The organism is Bacillus pumilus (genome assembly GCF_003431975.1).
Classification (GTDB): Bacteria; Bacillota; Bacilli; order Bacillales; family Bacillaceae; genus Bacillus; species Bacillus pumilus_N.
Genome location: NZ_CP027116.1, coordinates 1,884,947 through 1,903,562, shown reverse-complemented (window position 1 = coordinate 1,903,562; position 18,616 = coordinate 1,884,947). Strand labels below are relative to the sequence as shown.

General features: G+C 41.7%; 12 protein-coding genes and 1 pseudogene. 9 read left to right on the top strand and 4 right to left on the bottom strand.

The window, feature by feature from the left end:
- Positions 1-18: 18 nt before the first annotated feature.
- The 3 genes from C5695_RS09585 to C5695_RS09575 all read right to left on the bottom strand — a co-directional run bounded on the left by C5695_RS09585 (position 19) and on the right by C5695_RS09575 (position 4,575).
- Positions 19-1,848: an ABC transporter ATP-binding protein gene (locus C5695_RS09585; RefSeq protein WP_117730533.1), complete on the bottom strand. Its 1,830-nt coding sequence runs from the start codon at positions 1,846-1,848 to the stop codon at positions 19-21.
- Positions 1,845-3,578: an ABC transporter ATP-binding protein gene (locus C5695_RS09580; RefSeq protein ID WP_117730532.1), complete on the bottom strand. Its 1,734-nt coding sequence runs from the start codon at positions 3,576-3,578 to the stop codon at positions 1,845-1,847. The genes C5695_RS09585 and C5695_RS09580 overlap by 4 nt, the downstream gene beginning before the upstream one ends.
- A 94-nt stretch (positions 3,579-3,672) precedes the next feature.
- Positions 3,673-4,575 carry a glutamate biosynthesis transcriptional regulator GltC gene (locus C5695_RS09575; protein WP_012010212.1) on the bottom strand — a complete coding sequence of 301 codons (903 nt, stop codon included), beginning with the start codon at positions 4,573-4,575 and terminating at the stop codon, positions 3,673-3,675.
- 153 nt (positions 4,576-4,728) lie between these two features.
- Here C5695_RS09575 and gltB point away from each other — a divergent pair, with 153 nt between their 5' ends.
- The 8 genes and pseudogenes from gltB to C5695_RS09535 all read left to right on the top strand — a co-directional run.
- The gene (gltB, locus tag C5695_RS09570) at positions 4,729-9,300 is read left to right on the top strand and encodes a glutamate synthase large subunit (protein ID WP_117730531.1); all 4,572 of its coding nucleotides are present in this window, start codon (positions 4,729-4,731) and stop codon (positions 9,298-9,300) included.
- Positions 9,301-9,316: 16 nt separating this feature from the next.
- The gene (gene gltD, locus C5695_RS09565; RefSeq protein WP_117730530.1) at positions 9,317-10,801 is read left to right on the top strand and encodes a glutamate synthase small subunit; all 1,485 of its coding nucleotides are present in this window, start codon (positions 9,317-9,319) and stop codon (positions 10,799-10,801) included.
- 166 nt (positions 10,802-10,967) lie between these two features.
- Positions 10,968-12,320: an IS1182 family transposase gene (locus tag C5695_RS09560; protein WP_117729417.1), complete on the top strand. Its 1,353-nt coding sequence runs from the start codon at positions 10,968-10,970 to the stop codon at positions 12,318-12,320.
- A 315-nt stretch (positions 12,321-12,635) separates the two neighbouring features.
- Positions 12,636-13,379 carry a DUF421 domain-containing protein gene (locus tag C5695_RS09555; protein ID WP_187441899.1) on the top strand — a complete coding sequence of 248 codons (744 nt, stop codon included), beginning with the start codon at positions 12,636-12,638 and terminating at the stop codon, positions 13,377-13,379.
- An 83-nt stretch (positions 13,380-13,462) separates the two neighbouring features.
- A complete protein-coding gene (locus C5695_RS09550) occupies positions 13,463-14,443 on the top strand; it encodes a pectinesterase family protein (RefSeq protein ID WP_117730529.1) in 981 nt (326 codons plus the stop codon).
- A gap of 127 nt (positions 14,444-14,570) precedes the next feature.
- The gene (dacB, locus tag C5695_RS09545) at positions 14,571-16,055 is read left to right on the top strand and encodes a D-alanyl-D-alanine carboxypeptidase/D-alanyl-D-alanine endopeptidase (protein ID WP_117730528.1); all 1,485 of its coding nucleotides are present in this window, start codon (positions 14,571-14,573) and stop codon (positions 16,053-16,055) included.
- A gap of 19 nt (positions 16,056-16,074) precedes the next feature.
- Positions 16,075-17,442, top strand: coding sequence for an MATE family efflux transporter (locus C5695_RS09540; protein ID WP_117730527.1), 1,368 nt, complete (start codon positions 16,075-16,077; stop codon positions 17,440-17,442).
- Positions 17,443-17,506: 64 nt separating this feature from the next.
- A pseudogene (locus tag C5695_RS09535) lies at positions 17,507-18,025 on the top strand (CatB-related O-acetyltransferase); the annotation flags it as partial.
- 124 nt (positions 18,026-18,149) lie between these two features.
- Here the strand turns inward: C5695_RS09535 and C5695_RS09530 are convergent.
- Positions 18,150-18,299 carry a hypothetical protein gene (locus tag C5695_RS09530; RefSeq protein ID WP_410369229.1) on the bottom strand — a complete coding sequence of 50 codons (150 nt, stop codon included), beginning with the start codon at positions 18,297-18,299 and terminating at the stop codon, positions 18,150-18,152.
- A 45-nt stretch (positions 18,300-18,344) separates the two neighbouring features.
- Here C5695_RS09530 and C5695_RS20470 point away from each other — a divergent pair, with 45 nt between their 5' ends.
- The gene (locus tag C5695_RS20470) at positions 18,345-18,590 is read left to right on the top strand and encodes a hypothetical protein (RefSeq protein WP_117730526.1); all 246 of its coding nucleotides are present in this window, start codon (positions 18,345-18,347) and stop codon (positions 18,588-18,590) included.
- The last annotated feature ends 26 nt before the right edge of the window (positions 18,591-18,616 follow it).

Genomic DNA, 18,616 nt, shown 5'->3' with positions numbered 1-18,616 from the left:
TCGATCCTCTTTTTACATTTATCCCACTTGATTCTCAGCAAATTGGCTCATATATAAGTCTGCATAAAAGCCTTTTTGTTGTAAGAGTTCACTGTGCGTTCCTTTTTCAATGATGGTGCCATCTTTCATGACTAAAATAAGATCGGCATCCTTGATCGTTGAAAGTCTATGTGCGATGACAAAGCTCGTTCTGCCTTTCATCAATTCATTCATCGCTTTTTGAATGTGCATCTCTGTCCGTGTATCCACACTGCTCGTCGCTTCATCTAGTATCAAAATCTTTGGATCAGATAAAATCGCACGGGCGATGGTTAACAGCTGGCGCTGACCTTGTGAAAGGTTGCCTGCATCTTCAGTTAACAGTGTGTCATATCCGTCTGGAAGTGTGCGGATGAAGTCATCAGCATAAGCATGTTTGGCTGCTTTGATGATATCCTCTTTTGTGACGTTCTGTCTGCCATAGGCAATGTTGTCGTGAATCGTTCCTTCAAAAAGCCACGTATCTTGAAGAACCATCGCAAATAGGTCGCGTACTTGCTGGCGGCTGAGGTCAGTTGTTTTGACGCCGCCAATGCGTATAGATCCTCGATCTAATTCATAGAAGCGCATTAAAAGATTGATGATCGTTGTTTTTCCAGCGCCAGTTGGTCCGACAATGGCAACCGTTTGACCTTCTTTCACATCTAAATTCACATCTTTAATAATCGGATGGTCTTTTTCGTATCCAAATTGAACTTGTTCAAAGCTCACATCACCTGAAAGTGAATCAAGATCAACTGCTGCATCTTCTTCAGTACTTTCTTCTTTTTCATCCAAGATTTCAAATACCCTTTCAGCAGAAGCAATCGCTGATTGAACCAAGTTGGCGACACTTGATGCTTGCACAAGCGGCTGAGACATTTGCTGTGTGTATTGGATAAACGCCTGCACATCCCCGACACGAATATTCCCATTAATGACAAGAATACCACCAGCTACACTGACTGCCACATAGCCAAGGTTCCCGATAAATGTCATCATTGGCATCATTAAGCCGGAAATAAACTGCGCTTTTCTTGATGATTCATACAACTGTTCGTTTAATTGATCAAATGTGTCGATCGCTTTCTTTTCGTAGCCATACGCACGAACTGTCTGATGCCCTGTAAACATTTCATTAATGTGTCCGTTGATCATTCCAAGCTCTTTTTGCTGCGCTTTAAAATGTTTTTGAGAAAATGACGTAATCCCGCGAATCGCAAACAGGCTGAGCGGCAAGGTCAAACAAACTAGCAAGGTCAAAAGCGGACTGATCAATAGCATCATGACAACAATCCCAATGACTGTAATAACAGATGTAATCACTTGTGTGAGTGCCTGCTGAAGCGATGTGTTAATATTATCGATATCATTCATCACACGGCTCAGCGTGTCCCCGTGGGTTGTTTTATCAAAATACCGAAGGGGGAGACGGGTAAGCTTGTCACTTGCTTCTTGCCGTAATTCAGCAATGGTCTGTTGGGAGACGCCCGCCATCACATATTGCTGAACGAATGAAAAGAGTGAGGCAACGACATATAATAGGACAAGCAATAATAAAATACGTGATATGACATCAAATTGAACGGCTGTTCCTTGGGTAAAGCTGTCAAAGAGGGAAGAGGTGGCATCCCCGAGCAACTTTGGACTAATGACATTAAAGACGGTTGAACCGACTGCTGCAATGAAAACAAGGATCAGCTGAAATTTCCTCGGTTTTAAATAGCCTGTCAAGCGAAGTAATGTTTTCTTAAATTCTTTCGGTTTTGCGACAGGTCCTTTAGGTTGACCACCTTTATGGCCCATGCCGGAAGACATTTTCTTACTCATCCTCGTTCCACCTCCTGACCTTCCTGTGATGCTACAATCTCTTGATATACAAGATTGTCTTTTAGTAATTGTTCATGTGTACCGATACCTGCGATTTTCCCTTCATCCAGTACGATAATTTTATCACTATGCTTCACTGTGCTGATCCTTTGCGCCACAATGATCAGGGCTGCATGTGCTTTTTCGGCTTCTAATGATGCCCGAAGTTTTGCATCTGTTTTGTAATCAAGAGCTGAGAAACTATCGTCAAACAGGTAGAAGGAAGGCTTTCTCACTAGCGCTCTTGCAATAGAAAGCCGCTGCTTTTGACCACCAGATAGATTCGAACCACCTTGGTCAATCTCGGCATCGATGCCGCCATCTTTTTGCAAAACAAATTCTTCTGCCTGCGCCGCTTGCAGCGCCTGCCAGACGTCTTCATCGCTTGCATCCTGCTGGCCAAAGCGCACATTATCGGCAATGGTTCCGCTAAATAAAACGGCTTTTTGAGAGACGTAGCCCATTTGGCTTCTTAATTTCTCCTGAGGAAGTTCTCTAATGTCTACACCATCTAGTGTAATCCGGCCTTCTGACGCTTCGTAAAAGCGTGTCATCAGTTGGAGCAGAGTAGTCTTCCCGGAACCCGTACTTCCGATAATCGCTGTCGTTTCGCCAGTTTTGGCTTCAAACGAAATGTCTTGTACAGCCGGCTTCTCAGCATTTGAGTAATAAAATGAAACATCCTCAAAGCGAATGGATTGGGCTGGCGCATGAAGGTCAGTAACACTTTCTTCATTGTCTTTAATCTTCGGTTCCGTGTTTAACACTTCGTTCATGCGTTTAGCTGATGCTTGTGCTCTTGGAACCATAATAAAGCTCATCGATAGCATAATCAGTGCCATTAATATCATCATGGCATATTGAATGAAGGCGATAAGATTCCCAACTTCCATCTCTCCGGCATCGATTCGGTTTGCACCAAGCCAGACAATGCCGATATTTGTGAAGTTCATAATGATCAGCATAAATGGAAACAAGTAAGCCATTAATCGATTGACTTTAAGGCCAGTATCTTTATAGGATGTGTTGGCTTCTTGAAAACGCTCCTTTTCTTCATCTACACGGTTAAAGGCCCGAATAACGCGGATACCTGAAAGGGATTCTCGCATAATTAAATTCAGCCGGTCTGTTTTTTTCTGAAGCTGGCCGAACAGCGGAATGGCTTTTCTCGACACCAAATAGATAAATCCCCCTAAAAGAGGAAGGGCTGCTAAAAAGATGAGAGAGAGGACAGCATCTCGGGATACAGCCAAAATAATCCCACCGACAAGCATGAGCGGGGCTCTCGTCATCATTTGTAAAATCATGATCGTGACATCTTGGACTTGTTTTACATCATTAGTTGATCTTGTAATAAAGGAAGACGTGCCGATCTTTTGAAATTCTTCTAGTGAAAATTTTTCGACATGCACAAATAGCTGTCTTCTCATATCACGCCCGAAGCCAAGTGCAGTCTTTGATGACAAGTAGGACTTCCAGATCGTGAGCAAGATGGCAAGTAAAGAACAGGCCACCATCCAGCCGCCAACCTTCCATATATAAGCAATATCTCCTTGGACGATTCCAACATCGACGATATCTGCCGTCAAAGTCGGTAAATACAGCTGGAGCATGCTGCTTAAAAAGGTGAGGATGACAATGGATACAACGGATAGTCGATACGGTTTTAAAAACGATAAAATTGATTTCATACGAATACCTTTCTTCCATATAGTCTGTTGTTCTGTAACCCATCATATACAAATAGGGATTATTTCTACAAATGAAATGTCTTGTTTTAATGAATTATTTATATTGTTCAATTTTAGAAAAGAAATCTTTCACAAACACATAAAAATCATGTGCAGATGGAGACATTTCTCGTGATTTAGAGGCAATAATTCCGACAGTTCTTCTCACTTGCGGAAAATCGATCGGAATTTTCACTGTAAATCGCGGTGTGGTTTCATAAAAGGCACTTTCGGGTAATAGGGTAACGCCCATACCTGCTGATACGAGACCTTTAATAGCGTCTAAATCTTCTCCTTCAGATGAAATGGTGGGCTCGTAGCCTGCCTGCTTGCAAGCATCGACCGCAATCTGTCTCAGCACATATCCTTCCGGAAATAACACGAAATGATCCTTTCTTAAGTCACTTAAATGAATACTCCTTTGTCCACTAAAGGGGTGGCTGACAGGTAACAGGGCATAAATGCTTTCTGAAAACAAAATATTTCCTTCTATTTGAGGGTCATTTGTCGGTACGGGTCCTAAAAAGGCGAGATCAATATCTCGATTTTTGACAGCTTCAATGAGAAATTTATAGGATCCTTGACGAAGTAAAAAATCGACCTCTGGATACTCCTGCTTAAAGGCGGAAATAACAGAAGGAAGCACTTGGCTTGCTAGACTTGTAGGAAAGCCGATATTGACCGTTCCTTTGTGCGGATCTAAGTATTCATCGATTTGTTCTTTCGCGTAATCAATAGCTTTTAGTGCTGTTCTGACATGATCTAAAAATTGTCTGCCGATCTTCGTTAATTTGATATTTCGTCCTTCTCGTTCGAATAAGGCCACTCCAAGTTCTTCTTCTAAATTCGCAATCTGCCGGCTGATAGCAGATTGGGCAACATGTAAGTTTTCAGCCGCTTCTGACACGTGTTCACGGTCTGCGACTTCTACAAAATAACGCAACTGACGAAGCTCCATTTTTACACTTCACACCCATCTATCTCAAAAAGAGATTGTTTTCATCTAAATTATATATTGTTTATATTAATTTGAAAACTTAAAATAAGTTACAGAGTTTGTGAGATTTTATTACTGTGAAAAAACGGATCTTTTAAACGGGGGAGAGAAACGATGACTTATAATCAACTACCACAACCACAAGGTCTCTACCGTCCTGAATTTGAACATGATGCATGTGGAATCGGACTGTACGCTCATTTAAAAGGGGAAGCGACACATAGCATCGTCAAAAAGGGATTACAAATGCTATGCCAGCTTGATCACCGCGGCGGGCAAGGCAGTGATCCGTATACAGGTGATGGTGCCGGCTTAATGGTACAACTGCCAGACGCTTTCTTTAGAAAAAACTGCAAAGACTTTGCACTTCCTGAAAAGGGCCGTTACGGGGTAGGGATGGTCTTCTTTTCAAAAGAGGATGACGAGAAAACGCGTCAAGCCATCGAGCAAAAAATCAACGGGTTCATTAAGCAAGAAGGTCAAACATTAATTGGCTGGAGAACAGTCCCTATCGATGCCGAGAAAATTGGGACTGTCGCAGCAAAGAGCTGTCCGGTTGTGAGGCAAGTCTTTATCGGGGCAAACGACAAAATCACAGATCGTTTGTCATTTGAAAGAAAATTATATGTCATTCGTAAGCAGGCTGAGAACTGGGGAACATCAGAGGAAAAACAATTTTACTTTGTCAGCCTGTCGAGTCAAACGATTGTTTACAAGGGGCTTTTAACATCAGATCAAGTCGATGCTTTTTATCTTGATCTTCAGGATGAAACATTTGTTTCTGCATTTTCACTTGTTCATTCAAGATTTAGTACAAATACATTTCCTACATGGGAAAGAGCTCATCCAAACCGTTACTTAATTCACAACGGTGAAATCAACACATTAAGAGGAAACATCAATTGGATGAGAGCGAGAGAACAACAATTCGTATCTGAAGCTTTCGGAGACGATCTAGAGAAGATTTTGCCAGTGCTGAATGCAGACGGAAGTGATTCATCCATTCTTGATAACGCCTTTGAATTCTTTGTGCTTGCAGGCCGTACACCTGCTCATACAGCCATGATGCTAATTCCAGAGCCTTGGACTGAAAACACGCACATGTCAAAAGAGAAGCGGGCATTTTATGAATACCATAGCTCTCTCATGGAGCCGTGGGATGGACCAACAGCCATTTCTTTTACAGATGGCAAACAAATCGGAGCCATCTTAGATCGAAACGGGCTAAGACCGGCCAGATATTACGTTACAAATGATGATCATATCATTTTCTCTTCTGAGGTCGGCGTGATCGACACAAATGAAGAAGATATTAAATATAAAGACCGTCTTGAGCCTGGAAAAATGCTGCTAATTGATTTAGAAGAAGGTCGAATGATTTCTGACGAAGAAGTAAAATCAACCATTGCGAATGAACTTCCTTATCAAAAATGGCTTGATGAAGAAATGGTTCATGTCAATCGCTCAGAAGAAAATTCAGAAAATTCTAGTATAATGGATGATTTATTGACTCGTCAGCGTGCGTTCCATTACACGTACGAAGACATTCAAAAGTATTTAATTCCTTTACTAGAGGAAGGCAAGGACCCAATCGGTTCAATGGGAAGTGATACACCACTTGCTGTGTTATCAGATCGTGCGCAGTCTCTGTTTTATTATTTCAAGCAGCTGTTTGCACAGGTGACGAACCCGCCGATTGATGCCATTCGTGAGCAGCTTGTGACATCTACGATGACGTGGTTAGGTGCTGAAGGAGATATTTTACATCCAAACGAATATTCCTGCCGACGAATTAAACTGTATACACCGGTCTTAACGAGCGGACAGTTTAACGGCTTGAAAACGATTGTTCATAATGCCTTTAAAAGTAAAACGATTCATACTCTTTTCACCGATGATATAAAGCGTGGGCTGGATGCGATGTTTGAAGAGGCGGAAAAAGCGATCCGCGAAGGGGTATCTTTATTAATTCTTTCAGATCGTGACATGACAGAACAAAAAGTGCCAATTCCACCACTTCTAGCGCTAAGTGCACTGCATCAGCATCTTGTGCGTCAAGGCTTACGGACAAAGGTGAGTCTGATTGTTGAATCTGGAGAAGTCAGAGAGGTTCATCATTTTGCAGCACTGATTGGCTATGGAGCAGATGCGATCCATCCTTACCTTGTTTATGAAACGTACAAACAATTGATTGCAGACGAAGCAATCTCTTTCAGCTTTGATGAAGCAGTCACAAAGTTTGGTAAGAGCGTAACTGAAGGTGTCGTCAAAGTCATGTCTAAAGTAGGAATCTCTACTGTGCAAAGCTATAGAGGAGCGCAAATCTTTGAAGCCGTCGGTATTAGTGAGGACGTCATTCAAGCATATTTCACGGGAACAGCTTCTCAGCTGGGCGGGATTGATCTTGATACCATTGCGCAGGAAGCAAAACTCCGTCATGAAGCAGGGTATCAGGCAGCAACTGACCAAACACTCGAATCAGGCAGTGAATTCCAATGGAGAAAAAATGGAGAGCACCATGCTTTTAACCCAAAAACGATCCATACGCTTCAGTGGGCATGCCGCAATGAAGATTACGATCTATTTAGGCAATATACAAAGGCAGCCGACGAAGAAAGAATTGGCTTCCTTCGAAATTTATTTGCCTTTCAGCCAAAACAAAAGCCCGTTCGTCTAGAAGACGTTGAATCTGCTGAATCCATTGTGCGCCGATTCAAGACAGGTGCCATGTCATTTGGATCATTAAGTAAAGAAGCGCACGAAGCGCTTGCGATTGCCATGAACCGAATTGGCGGTAAAAGTAACAGCGGAGAAGGCGGAGAAGATCCTGCACGTTTTACAGTGGATGAGCACGGCGATGATCGCAGAAGTGCGATTAAACAAATCGCTTCCGGCCGCTTTGGCGTAAAGAGTCATTATTTGGTCAATGCAGATGAACTGCAAATTAAAATGGCGCAGGGAGCAAAACCTGGAGAAGGTGGACAGCTGCCAGGAAATAAAGTATACCCTTGGGTCGCCGATGTGCGTGGTTCTACACCAGGCGTCGGATTGATTTCACCACCGCCGCATCATGATATTTATTCTATCGAGGATTTAGCGCAGCTGATCCATGATTTGAAAAACGCGAATCGTGAAGCACGCATCAGTGTCAAGCTTGTATCTAAAGCGGGCGTTGGTACGATTGCAGCAGGTGTCGCGAAAGGAACGGCGGACGTAATCGTCATTAGTGGTTATGACGGCGGAACAGGGGCTTCACCGAAAACGAGTATTAAACACACAGGACTTCCTTGGGAACTCGGTTTGGCAGAGGCGCATCAAACCCTTGTATTAAACGGCCTTCGCGAGAGAGTCGTTCTGGAAACGGACGGAAAGTTAATGACTGGCCGCGACGTTGTCATGGCTGCGATTTTAGGAGCAGAAGAATACGGCTTTGCAACAGCTCCACTTGTTGTATTAGGGTGTGTGATGATGAGAGCATGTCATTTAGATACTTGCCCGGTCGGCGTCGCAACACAAAATCCAGAGCTTCGTAAAAAATTCATGGGGAACCCTGATCACATTGTGAATTTCATGATGTTTATCGCAGAGGAAGTAAGAGAAATCTTAGCGGAACTTGGCTTTACATCAATGGATGAATTAATTGGACGCACGGACGTTCTAGCAGTGAGTGAACGAGCAAAAGCACACTGGAAAGCAGGACAGTTAAATCTTGAAACACTGCTTTATCAGCCAGAAGGAGCTCGTACATTTAGAACGCCGCAAAATCATAAAATTGATGAATCACTGGATATGAATGAAATCCTCCCTTATGTACAGGAAGCGCTGAATCATCAAACACCGGTTGATCTATCTTTGAATATTCGCAATATCAACCGTGTGGCCGGAACCATTACTGGAAGTGAAGTGTCTAAGCGCTACGGGGAAGAAGGTTTACCAGAGGATACGATCACACTAAGGTTCACTGGTTCCGCAGGACAAAGCTTTGGTGCATTTGTGCCAAAGGGCATGTCTCTCTATTTAATAGGTGATTCAAATGACTATATCGGCAAAGGGCTTTCTGGAGGGAAAATTGCGGTCAAAACATCTGATCAGTTTGTACAAAATGGACATGAAAACGTCATTGTCGGAAACGTCGCATTTTACGGAGCGACAAGTGGAAAAGCCTTTATTAACGGGCGTGCAGGTGAGCGCTTTGCTGTTCGTAATTCAGGTGTGCAGGTGGTCGTGGAGGGAATCGGTGATCATGGCTGTGAATACATGACTGGCGGACGTGTCGTCATTTTAGGAGATGCCGGGAAAAACTTCGGCGCAGGCATGTCTGGCGGCGTAGCTTACGTCCATACATCCGATGCGAAACAGTTCAAAAGAATGTGCAACATGGAAATGATCATGTTTGAAAAGCTCACAGATCACGATGAAGAACAAGAAGTGAAGCAGCTGATTCAAGAGCACCTTCATTATACAAACAGCTCAAAAGCATCAGCACTTCTTGAAAACTGGGCGCAAGAAAAGGATCAATTCATCAAGGTTATTCCGAGAAATTACAAAATGATGCTTCAAAGCATTGAAGAGCAAAAACAAGCGGGTCTCAGCCATGAAGAAGCTGTCATGTTCGCCTTTGAAGCAAACACAAAACCGAAAAATCAAGAAACGGCAAGCGGGCAAAAAGCAGCCCTCGCTCATTAAGAAAGGGGAGAGGACAATGGGCAAAGCAACAGGTTTTATGGATTATAAAAGAGAAAAGCCAAATGAACGTGACCCTCTCACTCGTCAAAATGACTGGAAAGAATATTCAGCTCCTTATACAGATGACGTATTGAAGAAGCAGGGCGCTAGATGTATGGATTGCGGAACACCGTTTTGTCAAATTGGCATGGAAATCAGGGGCGGCGTGTCAGGTTGCCCGATCTACAATTTGATTCCAGAATGGAATGATCTTGTGTATCGCGGGAGATGGAAAGAAGCGCTTGAGAGATTGCAAAAAACAAATAATTTTCCTGAATTTACTGGGAGAGTATGTCCAGCGCCTTGCGAAGGGTCATGTACAGTCGCCATCAATGATCCAGCTGTTTCGATTAAAAATATCGAACGAACGATTATTGATAAAGGCTTTGAAAATGGATGGATCACACCGAGAATCCCTTCAAGCCGTTCAGGCAAGAAGATTGCCATTGTCGGCTCAGGACCAGCAGGACTTGCTAGTGCTGATCAATTAAACCAAGCAGGCCATGCGGTCACAGTGTTTGAACGATCTGACCGCCTTGGCGGACTGCTGACATATGGCATTCCAAACATGAAGCTGGACAAAGAAGTGGTGGAGCGAAGAGTCAAACTGTTAAGACAAGAAGGCATCGACTTTGTGACAAACACAGAAATCGGCGTTGATGTCACGGCTGATGAACTGAAAGAACAGTTTGATGCGGTCATCCTTTGTACGGGTGCACAAAAGCAGCGTGACCTGTTGATTGAAGGCCGGGAAGCTAAAGGGATTCACCTTGCGATGGATTATTTAACCCTCGCAACAAAAAGCATGCTTGATTCAGGATTTAAAGACAAAAACTTTATTGATGCTAAAGGAAAAGACGTCATTGTGATTGGCGGGGGAGATACAGGTGCGGACTGCGTTGCAACTGCACTTCGCCAAAAAGCAAAAAGTGTTGTTCAGTTCGGGAAGCATCCGAAACTTCCGGATACACGTGTAGGGGATAACATGTGGCCTGAACAGCCTTACGTCTTCTCACTGGATTATGCTTATGAAGAAGCGCAAGCAAAATTCGGAGCAGATCCGCGCCAATATTCTATTCAAACCACAAAAATTGTGGGGGACAAAAATGGGAAATTAAAAGAGCTTCATACCATTCAAATGGAAAAAGTGAAAAACGAACATGGGAAGTTTGAATTTCATGAGATTCCAGGGACAGAGAAGGTATGGCCGGCTCAGCTAGTCTTTATTGCAATTGGGTTTGAGGGAACTGAACAGCCACTCGTGAAACACTTTGGCGTGGACAGCAAAAACAATCGCATTGACGCAAAGTATGGGGAATATACAACAAATGTAGAAGGCGTATTTGCAGCGGGAGATGCAAGACGCGGGCAAAGCTTGATTGTCTGGGCGATTAACGAAGGCAGACAGGTGGCGCACGAGGTAGACCGATATTTAATGGGGAGTTCGGTTCTACCAAAATAGGTCAAACAAAGGGTGTTTACACATATAAAGAAAAGCCATGATCCAAGAGTGGTCATGGCTTTTCAGGCTGTCGAGAAAATCTCGACAGCTTTATTTTTCCCCTTAAACTTTCCATCTCCTCATTTTATAATAGAGAAAAACCCACTTAAGGAAGGTGTTTTTTCTCATGTTCCACACTAGAAATTCTTCTCAGCACGAAGCCGAATTTGTATTGCTAGATCAACTGGTCGAAGAGGATCACCTGCTTCGTAAAATTGATCAATACATTGATTTTTCATTTATCGTAGATAAAGTAAAACCCTATTATAGTGAAAATAAAGGTCGTCCTTCTCTTGATCCGCTTATTTTGTTCAAAATGATGTTTATCGGATACCTGTACGGTATCCGTTCTGAAAGACAACTCGAAAAAGAAATTTACTATAACATGGCGTATAGATGGTTTTTAGGTTTGAACATCAATGATCCCGTTCCCCATCACTCCACTATTAGTTGGAATCGTCGTACTCGATTTAAAAATACAACGATTTTTCAAGACATTTTCGATGAGATTGTGCTTCAAGCTATCAATCATGATATGGTAGGAGGTCGCGTTCTTTTTACTGATTCAACTCATCTTAAAGCCAATGCTAATAAACATAAATATACGAGAAAAACGATTGAACAAGATACCCAGAACTATATCAATGATTTAGAAGAAGCAGTCCAAGAAGATCGGGTGGCACATGGAAAAAAGCTCTTAAAGGTAAAAGAGGAGGTGAAAACAGAAAAAGACATTCGTCAAAGTATGACTGATCCTGAAAGTGGCTATCTATATCGCGAAAACAAGCCAGAAGGCTTTTTCTATCTAGATCATCGTACAACGGATATGAAGTACAATATCATCACTGATGCTCATGTCACACCTGGAAATGTCCATGATTCTGTCCCGTATCTTGATCGATTAGATCACCAAATCGCACGATTTGGTTTTCAAGTAGAAGCTGTTGCGCTTGATTCAGGTTATTTGACAACACCAATCTGTAAAGGTTTATCTGATCGACATGTTTTTGGTGTCATTGCCCATAGACGTTTTCATCCAACAAGAGGGTTATTTGAGAAGTGGAAATTTCAGTATGATTCTGAACATGATCATTACATATGCCCACAGGGTGAGAAGCTTTTATATACGACAACTGATCGAAAAGGTTATCGATTCTACAAATCAGATCCTAAAAAATGTGCATCGTGTCCTTTCCTTGAAAGATGCACAAGGTCGAAAAATCATCAAAAGGTCATCTCAAGACACATATGGGAAGAACATAAAGAAAAGATCAGACAGAATCGGTTAACTGTCTCTGGAAAAGAGCTATATAAAAAAAGAAAAGAAAAAATAGAGCGAAGCTTTGCAGATTCAAAACAACTGCATGGGCTTCGCTACTGCCGGTTGAGGGGAAAACAAAACGTGAGTGAGCAAGTTCTCCTCACAGCTGCGTGCCAGAACATGAAAAAGATTGCCACACACCTAGCGAAGCTAGGCTAGGTGTGTGGGAAGCCTTTTTCATTAATTTTCATCCATCATACTTACGCTAAAAATAAAAAAGATTGTAGAAAAACATGAGTTTCTCTACAATCTGAAAAGCCATGACCCAAGAGTGGTCATGGCTTTTTATGCTTTTTGTAGCTGGTGATTTATTTGTTTTTGAGACAGCTGTGTGGGAAGAACCAGTCAGTCAAAATGAGGGAACACTCAAGCACCTGATCAAGGTTGAGTCAAAACGTATGCAACATTGATCGAGGGAACGAGATCTTTATTTCATTGCCTTCTTAAGTAGTTTAAATCCTTCCTTTCATGTATATGCTGTATGTAAATGCAGCAAGAAAGGAAGGAATCTTTGTGCCGTTTCTTAGTATATTGATTGAACTCTTTATCGGGTTTTTCGCCTTGTTTATTATTACAAAATTATTAGGGAAAACACAGTTTGCACAAATCACGCCGTTTGATTTTATTTCTGCACTGATTTTAGGTGAAATGGTCGGAAATGCCATTTTTGATCCAGAGGTTAAGATTCAGCACATTTTATTTGCTGTGGCGGTATGGGGCGTTCTCATTTATACAGTTGAATTGCTTTCACAACGCTTTAAAGGTATTCGAGCCTTTTTAGAAGGAAGACCTACGCTTGTCATTGATCAAGGGAAGATTCGCTACAATCGCTTGAAGAGAAATATGCTGGATATCAATCAGCTGCAAACACTGATTCGCGCGAAGGGTCATTTTGCTCTGAATGAAATTGAATATGCCATTTTGGAAACAGACGGCTCGGTGAGCGTGCTTCCGAAAATGAAATACGCAACAGCCACCGCAGAAGATGTGAACGTGAAGGGAAAAGAAGTCAAGTTGCCTAGAACGTTTATTATTGACGGTGAAATTTTAAAAGAAGATTTACAAGAAGCCGGCTTTGATGAAACATGGCTGAGTGAGCAATTAAAAAAGCAGCATATTTCTTCCTATCGAGACGTTCTATTTTGTGAATGGATTGAAAATGAAGGGATGTATGCAATGAAATATGAAAAGTCTAAAAAACATCCATCACATCAATAAGTGGGTGTTTTTTTGTGCGTATCATGAATAGGATCAAAAAGAATGTTTGAATGAAAACGTTCACAAAGAGGAGGAGATGTGTGATGAAGTATGGAAAGATATGGTTTATATTCGTCTTGTCTTTATTTCTTTTTGACTCAGCTTCACTTCAAGCAGCTGGACATCAGAACCAAACAAACCGCGTTCTTGTGGTCGACCAAAAGGGAAATGCTCCGTTTCGAACCGTTCAGTCTGCCATTGATGCCATTCCAGCGAACAATCAACAACAGATAACGATCTATATTAAAAATGGTGTGTATAAAGAAAAAATTCTGCTTCCGCAAAATAAACCGCACGTGTCCTTTGTAGGCGAAAATCAGTACAAGACGATTTTGACGTATGATGATACAAATGCAAGTACTGGCAGCACAACAAATAGCTCAAGCACAATGATTCGTGCGAACGATTTTTATGCAGAAAATATCACCTTTCAAAATACAGCTGGCAGACATGCTGGTCAGGCAGTTGCACTGTACGTGTCTGGCGACCGGGCTGTGTTTAAACAAATACGGGTTTTAGGCTATCAGGATACACTTTATGCAACAGGTACAGGCCGGCAATATTATGAAAACTGCTATATCGAGGGCACGGTCGATTTTATTTTTGGATCAGCCACAGCAGTGTTCAAAAGAGCTGAAATAAAAAGTCTTGGAAATGGGTATATTACTGCAGCATCCACAACAGAAGCGCAAAAGTATGGCTATGTATTCATTGATTCTACGTTGAAGAAGGGGACGACAGCTACTCAATCAGTTTATTTGGGACGCCCGTGGAGGCCTCATTCCGCTGTCACATTCCTCCATACAAAAATGGATGATCATATAAAAGCAGAGGGATGGCATAATTGGAATAACCGGGATAACGAAAGAACAGCAAGATATAAAGAATACGGATCGACTGGGGCGGGAGGCAACGCAACAAACCGTGTAAAATGGTCCAGTATTTTAACGAAAAACGAAGCGAGTCAAATCACGGTGCAAGCTGTTCTTGGCGGAACCGATGGCTGGAACCCAGAAAAAAGGTAAAGAGCTTGTCAGTTTTCGTCAAAGAAAGCTGATTTTTCTGTTTAAAAAACCTTTGAGAACAAACGTTCTTTTGTGTATAATGAACATATTCTTCTAAAATTGGCTGCGACAAAAAAGGAGGGATTGTGTGAAGCGCTTTTCACAAATCTTGTTTTTACAAATATGTATCCTGTCGATTTTATTTCTCTCTTTTTCAGCAAAAGAAGAACATCTTACAGCTCGCGATGATTCACTGCCTTGGGTGACGGCTTTGGATGAATTCATCCGAGCAGCACCTGATTTAGAGGGCGCAATCACCGGCATCAGCGTCCGCGATACTTCTGACACCTCTCTTCTTTATGAACATCAAGCCGATATTCGTCTTACTCCTGCTTCTAATATGAAACTGCTCACATCAGCCATCGCTCTTGATATACTTGGAGAAACACACACATTTCCTACAGACATCTGGATAGATGGTTCTATTCATAAGAAAACGTTACATGGTAATCTGTATCTTCGTGGTACTGGAGATCCGACTTTATTAGAAGAGGATTTTACAGCACTCGCCAAACAAGTGAAAAAGGCCGGAATACATACGATTCGCGGACAGCTTGCAGCAGACGATACATGGTATGATGACACGAGATATTCAATTGATTTGCCATGGAGTGATGAGGATCAATATTACGGAGCACAAATCTCTGCTCTCACGGCTTCACCAAATCAAGATTATGATGCTGGAACCGTCATTCTCGAAGTAAAGCCAGGCAAAAAAGAAGGGCAAAAAGCGACCTACAACATCATCCCGAAGACTTCAGTGACTCAAGTTATGAATCAAGTTAAAACCGTAAGAGAAGGCGGAAAAAAGAAAATTTCTTTTGATCGCTCTCACGGCACCAACAAGATTACTTTGACTGGAACCATTCCGGTTAAAGCCAGTTCATCTAGGCAATGGGTAGCATTATGGGAGCCAACCTCTTATGCGTTAGATTTAATGAAGCGAGCGTTAAAGGCGGAAGGGATTCAAGTAAAAGGACCGCTTAAAATAAAACAAGTTCCTAAAAAAGCCAAAAAAATGGCCACCCATTCATCGATGCCTTTATCAGAGCTCCTTGTTCCCATGATGAAACTCAGCAACAATACCCATGCAGAAATGCTGCTGAAGGAACTTGGAAAACAAGTCAAGAACAAAGGGAGCTTTGATGCTGGACTGGATGTGATGAATGAACGGCTTCCTGCATTCGGCATCGATCCATCTCATGCAGTGCTGCGAGATGGGTCAGGTATATCACCTATTAACCTTATTTCTGCCAACCAGCTTACGTTATTTTTAACAAACATTCAAAAGGAAAAATGGTTTAAGACTTATGAACATTCGCTTCCGTTAGCAGGGGCAAGTGACCGAATGGTAGGGGGGACGTTAAGGAACAGATTAAAAGAACCTGCAACACTAAAAAAAGTACGTGCAAAAACAGGCTCATTAACTACAGTCAGTACACTTTCTGGTTATATTGACACGAAGAGCGGAAAGACGCTCGCTTTTTCCATTTTGTTAAATCATCTTGTAGACGACGAAAAAGGAAAAGAGATAGAAGACCACATTGTCAGCATTTTAGCTGAGGATCTTTAGATAGAGAAGGAGAACCATCATGACGTTAGATAATAATCAATCTTTAGTAAAAACCATGTCCATTTTTCTCGTCCCGCTTTTGCTTAGCAATATATTGCAATCAATCGGACAGCTTGTCTCCATCGTCCTTGTTGGTAGATGGATAGGAGAGGATGCAGTAGCTGCAATTTCTGCATTCTTTCCGCTTTTCTTTTTACTCGTTTCTTTTTCCATTGGGATTGGATCAGGAAGTTCAATCCTTATTGGACAAGCGTATGGAGCCAAAAATGAACAAAGATTAAAAGAAATTATTGGTACAACGCTTTCATTCACTTTTTTAATCGGACTTTCTTTAGCAATCATTGGAGGTTTTTTTGCAACTGACATTCTAAATCTCATGGGAACACCCGCTAATATTGTGGCGGAAAGTGCCGCATATGCTAGAATTCTATTCATTTCAATGCCGATCTTATTTCTTTATTTTGTTTACACGACCTTTCTTCGAGGAACAGGGGATTCAAAAACACCTTTTTATTTCTTAATGATTAGTACAGCAACGAATATTTTAATGCTGCCTATTTTATTATTTGGCTGGCTAGGACTGCCGGCATTCGGTTTATACGGCGCTGCGTATGCTTCTGTGATATCAACCATTGTGACATTTATCATTCTACAATTCTACTTATATAAAACAAAGCACCCGCTTCGCATCGATGCATCGGTTAGAAAGCATTTATTAATGAAAGGGGATCTACTTAAAACGCTGTTAAAGCTCAGCATTCCATCGAGCATTAATATGATTCTTATTTCTTTATCAGAAATTGCTGTTATTTCTTTTGTCAATGATTATGGATCACAGGCGACTGCTGCCTATGGTGTTGTCAATCAAGTTGTGAGCTATGTGCAGATGCCGGCGGTGAGCCTTGGTATTGCAGTCTCTATCTTTGCAGCACAATTCATCGGTGCAGGGAATATCAATCGGCTGAAAGATGTAATAAAAATTGGGCTGGGGCTCAATTTTGCCATAGGCGGGTTCATCATTATCATCGTTTATCTTTTTGCACCGCAGATTTTATCTATCTTTTTAACAGATTCTAAGACGATTGACATTGCCTATAGCTTAGTCGTCATTACATTATGGAGCTATCTTATTTTTGGAACTGCCCAAATTGTTGCAGCAACGATGAGAGCAAGTGGAACAGTGCTATGGCCAACGATCTTTAGTATTTGTTCCATTTGGCTTGTAGAAGTACCAGTCGCTTATGTGCTATCGCATTACACATCTCTTGGCATTAAAGGCATCTGGATTGGCTATCCTGCAGCTTTCTTTGTGAACTTACTCCTTCAATACGGCTACTATAAGCTCGTATGGAAGAAAAAACAGATTGTAGCGCTTGTGCAGTCATAATGTAAGAGTGTGAAGCAGCATATACATACGAAGATCTATCACTTTTAAGGAGGTCTGATCTTCTATGTATTTGAATCAAAGAAGTGAATTGAGTTCGTACAATATCGGTGATTTTTCTTATGCCGGACCAGATTTCCAAGTGCTGACATGGGGGGAAGGAACAACATTAAACATCGGAAAGTTTTGTTCCATCGCAAACGAAGTGAAAATTTTCCTTGGCGGTGAACACCGTACAGATTGGGTCACAACGTATCCGTTTAATCAAATTTTCAAGGAAGCTGCCCACATTAAAGGACATCCCAAATCGAAAGGAGATGTACACATAGGGCACGACGTATGGATTGGATATGGCGCGACGATTATGTCAGGAGTATGTATAGGGAACGGAGCAGTAATCGGAGCAAATAGTGTGATCACAAAAGATGTGCCACCATATGCAATTGCCGCTGGAAATCCGCAGCAGCTCATGAAATACCGATTTTCATCTGAAATCATCGAAAAACTTCAGTTATTAGAATGGTGGAATTTAGAGTTTACCGTCATCCAATCTATTTTTCACCTCTTGCAATCTAATGATATTGAACACTGTATAAACATAATAGAAGACATAAAAAAAGAAAGGCTGATAAAACTTTACCAGATTGTAGAGAAACTCATGTTTTTCTACAATTTTTTTATGCTTAGTGTAAGTAAGGCCTCCCACACACCTAATCTAGCTTCGCTAGGAGTGTGGCAATCTTCTTCATGTTCTGGCACGCAACTGTAAGAAGAACTTGCTCACTCACGTTTTGTTTCCCCCCAGAGGGCAGTAGCGAAGCACGTGCAGTTGTTTTTAAATCTGCAAAGCTTCGCTCAATTTTTTCTTTTCTTTTTTGATATAGCTCTTTTCCAGAGTCAGACAGATGATTGATTCAACTAATCTTAAAGCCAATGTCAATAAACATAAATATACGAGAAAAACGTTTGACCAAGGTACCCAGAACTATATAAATGATTTAGAAGAAACAATCCAAGAAGATCGAGATGTACACGGAAAAAATTCCTTAAACATAAAAGAAGAGGTTCGACCAGTTGATCTAGCAATACAATTCGGCTTCGTGCTGAGAAAAATTTCTAGTGTGGAACATGAGAAAAACACCTTCCTTTAGTATGCTTTTCTCTATTATAAAACGGG

Bases quoted from the DNA above. Each gene is read 5' to 3' on its own strand.
- C5695_RS09550 (WP_117730529.1), top strand. From the start codon at position 13,463: ATGAAGTATGGAAAGATATGGTTTATATTCGTCTTGTCTTTATTTCTT.
- C5695_RS09560 (WP_117729417.1), top strand. From the start codon at position 10,968: ATGTTCCACACTAGAAATTCTTCTCAGCACGAAGCCGAATTTGTATTG.
- gltB (WP_117730531.1), top strand. From the start codon at position 4,729: ATGACTTATAATCAACTACCACAACCACAAGGTCTCTACCGTCCTGAA.
- C5695_RS09585 (WP_117730533.1), bottom strand. From the start codon at position 1,848: ATGAGTAAGAAAATGTCTTCCGGCATGGGCCATAAAGGTGGTCAACCT.
- gltD (WP_117730530.1), top strand. From the start codon at position 9,317: ATGGGCAAAGCAACAGGTTTTATGGATTATAAAAGAGAAAAGCCAAAT.
- C5695_RS09555 (WP_187441899.1), top strand. From the start codon at position 12,636: ATGCTGTATGTAAATGCAGCAAGAAAGGAAGGAATCTTTGTGCCGTTT.
- C5695_RS20470 (WP_117730526.1), top strand. From the start codon at position 18,345: ATGATTGATTCAACTAATCTTAAAGCCAATGTCAATAAACATAAATAT.
- C5695_RS09575 (WP_012010212.1), bottom strand. From the start codon at position 4,575: ATGGAGCTTCGTCAGTTGCGTTATTTTGTAGAAGTCGCAGACCGTGAA.
- C5695_RS09540 (WP_117730527.1), top strand. From the start codon at position 16,075: ATGACGTTAGATAATAATCAATCTTTAGTAAAAACCATGTCCATTTTT.
- C5695_RS09580 (WP_117730532.1), bottom strand. From the start codon at position 3,578: ATGAAATCAATTTTATCGTTTTTAAAACCGTATCGACTATCCGTTGTA.